Below are 1,554 nucleotides of genomic sequence, written 5' to 3' on the forward strand. Positions count from 1 at the left end.
GTCAGGGGTTAGCGTCCGGGCGTCCCGCGGCGGCACCGGCCCGCCGCCCCCTCCTGCTCCGAGGAGCGCCACCATGGCCCTGCCCACCACCGCCCGCGTCGTCCGGCTGACCGCCGCTCCGGCCGGGCTGCCGGCCCCCGGGGACTTCACCGTCACGGAGGAGCCGCTGGCGGCGCCGGGCCCCGGGGACGTGCTCGTCCGCAACCGCGCCTTCCTGGTCTTCCCCGGCCTGCGCACGCTGATCGGCGGCGCGGGCTCCGGCCTGCCGATGCCGCACATCGCCGTGGGGGACGCGCTGTTCGGACCGGCCCTCGGTGAGGTGCTGGCCGCACCGCAGGACGGGCCGCTGCGCCCGGGCGACCTGGTCACCCATCCGCACGGCTGGCGGGACCACGCGCTCGCGCAGGCCGCGCAGTTCACCCCCGTCCCGTCGGACTTCCCGGACCCGCTCGCCCTGGTCTCCGCCGCCTCGGCCGGCTACGGCGGGCTGACCCGCTCCGCCGGGGTGCGCCCGGGCGACGTGGTGCTGGTGACCGGTGCGGCCGGCGCGGTCGGCACGGTGGCCGGGCAGGTCGCCCGGCTGCTCGGCGCCGCCCGGGTGATCGGCACCACCCGCTCGCCCGCCAAGGCGAAGCGGCTGACCGACGAACTCGGCTACGACGCCGTGCTGGTGCCCGGCGGGCGGCCGTTCGCCGAGCAGCTGGCCGGGGCCGCGCCGGACGGCGTCGACGTCGTACTGGACCTGGTCGGCGGCGAGCAGCTCACCGCCGCCGTGGACGCGGCCCGGCGCGGCGCCCGGTTCGCCCTGGTCGGCTCGCTGGCCGGCCAGCTCGCTCCGGAGCGTCCGGGCGGCGACGGCCCGGTGGTGATCGACGGCTTCCGGGCCGTCACCCTCGGCCTGACCCTGCGCGGTTTCACCGTGCTCGACCACCCGGACCTGGAGGCCGAGTGGCGGGAGCGCCTGGCCGGCTGGCTGCGCGCCGGAGAGATCACCTTCCCCCGGACCTCGGTGGCGGGCATCTCCCGGGCCGCCGCGGCGTTGACCGGACTGTTCACCGGGGACACCTTCGGGACGACCGTCGTGGAACTCTGACGACCAGGGAGCGGGCATGCGGATCGGGGACGCGGCGGCAGCGGCGGGCACCACACCCAGGGCACTGCGCTTCTACGAACAGCGCGGCCTCCTCCCCCCGCCCGCCCGCTCCGCCTCCGGACAGCGCGAGTACGGACCGGCCGAGGTCGCCCGGGTCCGGGTGATCCGCCGACTCCTCGCCGTGGGGCTGACGGTGGACGACCTGGCCAGCCGCGCCCACCGCCTCGACCTGCTCGCCCAGGACCCGCCGGTCCGCTGCTCCGAGTCCCCCGGCCCCGACACCTTCGCCCCCGTCGTGAGCGCCAGGCTGGCCACCCTGGACGCGGAGATCGCCCGCCTCACCGCGCTGCGCGCCCGGCTCGCCCACCACGTCGCCACCGGCGGTGCGGACGTCGCGGCCGGGCGCTGACCGGGCCCGGGACCGGAACCCGCCCGGGACCTCGCGACGGGGGTGCGCGAGG

Annotated in this window: 2 protein-coding genes; both read left to right on the top strand. The window is 78.4% G+C overall.

Going from position 1 to position 1,554, the window contains the following annotated elements; all coding sequences use genetic code 11:
• Positions 1 to 73 precede the first annotated feature (73 nt).
• Complete coding sequence (locus ACIQOV_RS40890) at positions 74 to 1,093, top strand: MDR family NADP-dependent oxidoreductase (RefSeq protein WP_401056139.1); 1,020 nt, start codon at positions 74 to 76, stop codon at positions 1,091 to 1,093.
• Between the two features lie 16 nt (positions 1,094 to 1,109).
• Entirely contained in the window at positions 1,110 to 1,502 is a 393-nt protein-coding gene (locus tag ACIQOV_RS40895; protein WP_401056141.1) for a MerR family transcriptional regulator, read from the top strand.
• Positions 1,503 to 1,554 lie beyond the last annotated feature (52 nt).

It is taken from the genome of Kitasatospora sp. NPDC091257 (assembly GCF_044757675.1).
Classification (GTDB): Bacteria; Actinomycetota; Actinomycetes; order Streptomycetales; family Streptomycetaceae; genus Kitasatospora; species Kitasatospora lactacystinica.

Bases quoted from the DNA above. Each gene is read 5' to 3' on its own strand.
- ACIQOV_RS40895 (WP_401056141.1), top strand. From the start codon at position 1,110: ATGCGGATCGGGGACGCGGCGGCAGCGGCGGGCACCACACCCAGGGCA.
- ACIQOV_RS40890 (WP_401056139.1), top strand. From the start codon at position 74: ATGGCCCTGCCCACCACCGCCCGCGTCGTCCGGCTGACCGCCGCTCCG.